The 5,535-nt window shown below is 61.7% G+C and carries 4 protein-coding genes and 2 pseudogenes; 2 read left to right on the forward strand and 4 right to left on the reverse strand.

Annotated elements, in window-relative coordinates; translation table 11 throughout:
- Together FV223_RS32445 and FV223_RS18900 are read right to left on the reverse strand one after the other, a co-directional pair.
- Positions 1 to 574 (reverse strand): histidine kinase dimerization/phospho-acceptor domain-containing protein (locus FV223_RS32445; protein WP_281407453.1); only part of this gene is annotated, 574 nt, incomplete at its 3' end.
- A gap of 253 nt (positions 575 to 827) precedes the next feature.
- Positions 828 to 1,529, reverse strand: a complete 702-nt coding sequence (locus FV223_RS18900; RefSeq protein WP_147728454.1) for a response regulator transcription factor CtrA — start codon at positions 1,527 to 1,529, stop codon at positions 828 to 830.
- Between the two features lie 127 nt (positions 1,530 to 1,656).
- Between FV223_RS18900 and FV223_RS18905 the strand changes: the two are divergent.
- Positions 1,657 to 2,064, forward strand: a pseudogene (locus tag FV223_RS18905) (MucR family transcriptional regulator); the annotation flags it as partial.
- A 442-nt stretch (positions 2,065 to 2,506) separates the two neighbouring features.
- Here the strand turns inward: FV223_RS18905 and FV223_RS18910 are convergent.
- Together FV223_RS18910 and FV223_RS31935 are read right to left on the reverse strand one after the other, a co-directional pair.
- Positions 2,507 to 3,001 (reverse strand): annotated as a pseudogene (locus FV223_RS18910) (ferritin-like domain-containing protein).
- A gap of 562 nt (positions 3,002 to 3,563) precedes the next feature.
- Entirely contained in the window at positions 3,564 to 4,082 is a 519-nt protein-coding gene (locus FV223_RS31935) for a site-specific integrase (protein WP_147728455.1), read from the reverse strand.
- 454 nt (positions 4,083 to 4,536) lie between these two features.
- Between FV223_RS31935 and FV223_RS18925 the strand changes: the two genes are divergently transcribed.
- Positions 4,537 to 5,535, forward strand: a 999-nt coding sequence (locus tag FV223_RS18925) for a DUF2252 family protein (protein WP_147728456.1), incomplete at its 3' end; no start/stop codon positions are given.

Below are 5,535 nucleotides of genomic sequence, written 5' to 3' on the forward strand. Positions count from 1 at the left end.
CCTGGCCGAGTTCCTCCGCCTCCTCCTCCAGCATCTCCGAATAGCCGATCACCGCGGATAGCGGCGTGCGCAACTCGTGGCTCATGTTTGCCAGGAACCGGCTCTTCGCCCGGCTGTGCTCCTCGGCAGCCTCTTTCGCGGCCTCTGCCCGAGCATTAGCAGCGGTCAATTCCGATTGGTTGCTAACAAGGGTGCGGTTCGCACCGTCAAGGCGCTCCAGCGTCGCCTCGTTCTGCACAACGGACCGACGCAGCGAGTCGCAGATCCAGATCATGACGGCACCAATCAACACGTACTGACACAGGAGCGAGACATCGACACCGTCGAGGCTCCCGTCGCGCGTGTAGAACCAAGTGGCGATCAACGTGGAGAGCGTGAGGACCAACGTTCCGGCCCCCCGGCCGAAGGCGAGGCTTCCCGCCAACAGAACGGGGATGTAGAGGAGGAAGGGAGCGATATAGGCCGGCGCCAGGAAGCGCACGAACGTCATGAACGTGACGAGCAGCAACGGTACGCCGTAGCGAATGCCCGGCGATGGGCGGTGTCGGGCGATGGTTCCGATCAGTCTATGCAAGCTGCTCATCGCGGAGGAGTGTCACGACACGTCCATATCGCAAAGCCATTGCATCAACGGCACGAAAATCGAGTGGGTTCATGTGGACCGCCATGCGATGGTCCTATTCTATCTCATTAGGTCTAAACGCTGTTGGACCAAACCCATCCGCATCGTTGAGCGCCAAAGCCAGGAGCCGGAGCGCGGCGGCTATCGCGCGGTGCAAGGCGGATCAGGTTCGTGGCAGACCACATGAATCTTGTGGATTGGCGCTTCAGCTCGCTAGAGCCCGCATCTCAGGCACACCCTCACGCAGCACGTAGCCGCGGCCCCAGATGGTCTCGATGTAGTTCTTGCCCTGGCTAGCGTTGGCGAGCTTCTTCCGCAACTTACAGATGAACACGTCGATGATCTTCAACTCGGGCTCATCCATGCCGCCGTAGAGATGGTTAAGGAACATCTCCTTGGTGATCGCCGTCCCCTTCCGCAGAGCAAGGAGTTCCAGCATCTGGTACTCTTTGGTCGTGAGGTTGATCGAGGTTCCAGCCACCTGGACGAACTTTTTGTCAATGTTGATCGTGAGATCATCGACCATGACCACGGCTTCGGCATGCCCTTGTGAACGCCGAACAATCGCCTGGATGCGAGCCACGAGTTCGTCCTTGTGGAACGGCTTGGTGAGGTAGTCGTCGGCGCCAAAGCCAAGGCCCTTCACCTTGTCCTCGATGCTGGCCATGCCAGACAGGATCAGGATCGGGGTCTTGACCTTGGCGAGGCGAAGGCTGCGAAGCACCTCATATCCCGACATGTCAGGCAGATTCAGGTCGAGCAGGATGATGTCGTAATCGTAGAGCTTGCCGAGATCGACTCCCTCCTCACCGAGATCGGTGACGAAGGGATTGAACCCGGCCGTCTTGAGCATCAGCTCGATGCTCTGCGCCACTGACGCATCATCCTCGATTAGCAGAACCCGCATCGTCCAACCTCAGAAAATCTAAAAAACTCCTAATGCGATATCCCTAACAGAACCTTGACGTCTAATTTGGTAAGTTGTTATGCGGAGTGACAGGTATTCCGAGGATAGTAACATGACTGGTGGTGCGATGCTCGTTTCGGGGCGGGACGAATTTGAAATGACAGCGGACCTCGTCGCAGCCTACGTCTCGAACAACCGAGTGTCGTTGAGTGAGCTGCCTGGTGTGATCGCCTCTGTGCACGCGGCGTTATCTGGCCTTGGCAAGGAGGAGACAGCCGAGCCCGCCGTTGAGAAGCCGACGCCGGCCCAAATCCGCAAGTCGATCACGCCGGACGGCATGGTCAGCTTCGAGGATGGTAAGACCTACAAGACGATGAAGCGCCACCTCACGCTTCGCGGGCTCACACCGGAGAGCTACCGCGCGAAGTACGGCCTGCCGTCTGACTACCCCATCGTATCGGCCGCCTACTCCGCCAAGCGGTCCGAGCTGGCACGTTCACTCGGCCTCGGCCAGCTGCGGCGCAAGGCAGCTGCTTAAGCTGCCGAGACGGGAGAGACGACCTCCGAGGTGGCTTAAGGCCGCTGAGCAACCCAATTTTATGCGCTGGCGTACACCTTCACAGCGCTGCCGCATTCCAAGCGCTTTCTGAATGGTACCTCCGGGTAAGGGAGCATCAGGTCATGGCTGGAAGCGATCACGAGCCTACCATTCCACCCACCGTGCCGATCACGGGCGTGAACGTCCCAGACCCAACTACCGGGAGTGAGCCTGAAAGCAAAGATCCAGTGGCCGAGGCGCAGAAGAAGCCAAACGATCCAGACACGGCTGCCGAGGACGGTCAAGCCTAGCTTCTGACGAGCGGTGCTCGCACTGGATTGGCATTACATTACACGGACATGGCGCCCGGCGGTCGACCGGGCGCCTTTTGGCTATAAATCAATTTGACTTTGCGCCTGAAGGTGGAAGCGGCTGCGACCTACGCCGCTGCCCGCTCGACGCTCTCCGCCAGTTGACTGGCCATCGTATCCCCCTTGTAGATTTCATCGACTGCCTGCTTGAGCTTGACCGCGTCGTCGCTGCGACCGAGCGCTTTGGCGTAGGCGGCGGCCGAGCCGAAGCCCGCGAGCCCGTAATGCGACATGCGCTGGTACTGAGCGATGATCTACACGTCGCGCAGCTTGCCGTCGCTCGGCGCCTCCTTGATGCCGTGCTTGAGCGCCTCCGCGACGAGGCCCTCCATACCCTTGCAATGCTCCGGCTTGGTCTCGCCGCCGTTGGCCTGGATCAGGCTCTTGAGCACGTCGGTGTGTTTTTGGATGCCGCCGACTGAGTGCTCCAGCATCTGTTTTAGCTTGGGGTCACTCGCCTGACCGGTGAGCTGCTGGGCAGCCCTCACCATCTGGTCATTGGCCGACCAGAGGTCCTGCATCTCGTCGAGGTAGACTTCTTTCAGGCTGGTGGGTGCGGACATCGCGGGGCTCCTTGGTTGTGTTTCCATAACCGCACCCGACCCCGACAGTTCAGATATCGAGCCTGAATCACTGCGTGGTTAGCCGTCGCGGCCTATGCCGGCCCAACCTTTTTTCAGACAGACGGCTTACAGAAACCCGCTCCCCGCATGATCCTTGAAGGCGTTCGCCCGGTGGATGTACCCGAGCACTGTCCGCGGGTCGCGATGTCCCGACACTTCCATGATGCGGGCGAGGTCGGCCCCACGTTCTGCCGCCGTCGTTACGAACCCGGCCCGCAGGCTGTCCCGCCAAATACTGCCGGATCAAACCCGGCCGCACCGGCATACCGGTTCACGATGTCCCCGATACTACGGTCCGTTAGGGCCTCGGCTCTGATCCGACCGGACCGCGAGATCGGCCGGAACACCGGCCCGTCTGTGATCTCGGCTGCCGCGAGCCAGTCCCGCAGCAGTGCTACCGGGCGGACATGCCGACCATGCGGGATCGCCTTCTCGGCCCCCCTCCCCTCCTGGTCGGTCTTCGAGCGTCGGATCAGCACCCGTAGGCCATCGGTCTGGTCGGTCAGGTCGGAGACGAGCAGCGCGGCCAACTTCGATGCCGGAAGGCACCAGCGAACCCGAGGCCCAGCAGAGCCCGATCCCGCTTGCCGGCAAGCCCAGGCGGGACGTGCGAAAGCATGGCTGCCAACACCTCGGCGGTCGCGGCCGTCTTCTGACGGATCTCCGTGTCGGGCCGGCGTCGGATGCCTTTGATAACCGCATGCACCGTCTCGTGCGCGCCTGGGTCCGGTAGGTCGGCGATCTTGTGCGCGTAGGCGATGGCCGCGAGCCGCCGGCCGATCGTAGATGAGGCCCGCCCGGCCGCTGCCTCGTGCGAGAGGAACGCCGCCACTGTGTCAGGCGCCGCCGGGAGAGACGAGACTCCATGGCCCATGCACCAAGCCGTGAACACCGCCGCGTCCGATTTGTAGGCGCGGACCGTGGCGCTGGCTTTCGAGGCGCGCTGATAGTCCCGTACCAGGGCGAGCGCTTCGGCCGGCAGGTTGCCCCCGGCAAGGGGCAGAGCAGCGATGGCTTGCATCGGGGGTTCAGAACTTGGCATCGAATCCCTTCCCGGACCCGAGGGTCGCCGCTATCATGTCGCCTAGGACGCCGTCCGCCCAATCGTTCGGAAGTCCCATGTAGTGCCCCGGCCTACGGATCATGCCGCACACGAACCGCTTGCCGTCGCGTTCGAGCGCTTGGCATGCACCCTCGGCCGGATGACCGGGAATGTGTTCAAGCGCCACGCTGCACGCCTGCGTCGCGCAGCACCAGCCGCATCCGTTGCAGGGCGAGCCGTAGGCCGGCTTCACCGCAAGGCACTCACCGTTGGTCCCATCTATCAGAACGATCGCTGTCATTGAGACCGCCTACCGGCTGAAACTTCCGAGAATGCACTCGGCCAACGTTGGTCCGGCGCTTTCAATTTGTAATCGCGCCGCTAGCTTCATTTGCAGCGAGCGGTTGAGGTGATGGAGCGGTCAGCACACTTTATGGACATCACACCACTGCTCAACGATCAGCAAGAGGCTCTGGTCAAAGCCGCCGAAGAAGCGGTCTTGGAGCCATTGGCAGACTTTCCACATATCGAGCTGCGTTCAGGTGTGGAGCCGTGGGACAAGCGGCGCACCGCCGGCAAAATCCTACGTATCGAAATTCCTCACAAAGCTCATTCTGTACTGAATGTTAGCACGGATCGTCCAGACCCGGTGATGCTGATCGAGGCAGCACATGAGGGCCGGCAATCGCACCTCATTCCTCTCCGCATCGCCCGCATGGCTTCCTCACCATTCGCTTTTCTGCGTGGGGCTGCCCAGGTCATGGCCTGGGACCTCGCTCATGGTCCTCGCACCGCAATCGATGTGGTTCTGAACGGGGACGCACACATTTCCAATTTCGGCTTGTTCGGCACCCCACAAGGCGATGTCGTATTGGATCTCAACGACTTCGATGAGGTCACAGTTGGACCGTGGGAGTGGGATCTAAAGCGGCTCTGTGCGAGCATCGAGGTGGCAGCTCGCGACGCTGACGTGCCCCCATCTGAGCGTCGGGAGGCGACGCTGAGCGCCGTGGCAGGCTACCAGCACACGATGAACGATCTTGCCCCTCGCGGATCGCTCGAAGTCTGGCAGTCAGCATCGCGAGCCGACGATCTTGTCTTCGCCGGGATCGAGATCGATGCACGCTCTCAAGCGGTCGTGACCAAGGCCGTTGAGAAGGCTCGGCGGAAGAATAATCAGAGTCTGCTGGCCCGCGTCGGGGAACGTCGTACAGACGGTGGCTGGCGCTTCCGCGAGGATGCGCCGATCCTGGTTCGGGTTGATGATGCGACGCGCGAAGCTGTGACGTCTGGGTTGGAACGTTATGCCGAGACGCTGCCGCGCGAGCGCAGGTTCATGTTGAACCGTTATCACGTGGTCGACGTCGCCCACCGCGTCGTCGGGGTCGGCAGCGTCGGGACCCGCGCCTACGTGGCGCTGCTCTGCGGCAAC

The sequence above is a fragment of the Methylobacterium sp. WL116 genome (assembly GCF_008039455.1).
GTDB lineage: Bacteria > Pseudomonadota > Alphaproteobacteria > Rhizobiales > Beijerinckiaceae > Methylobacterium.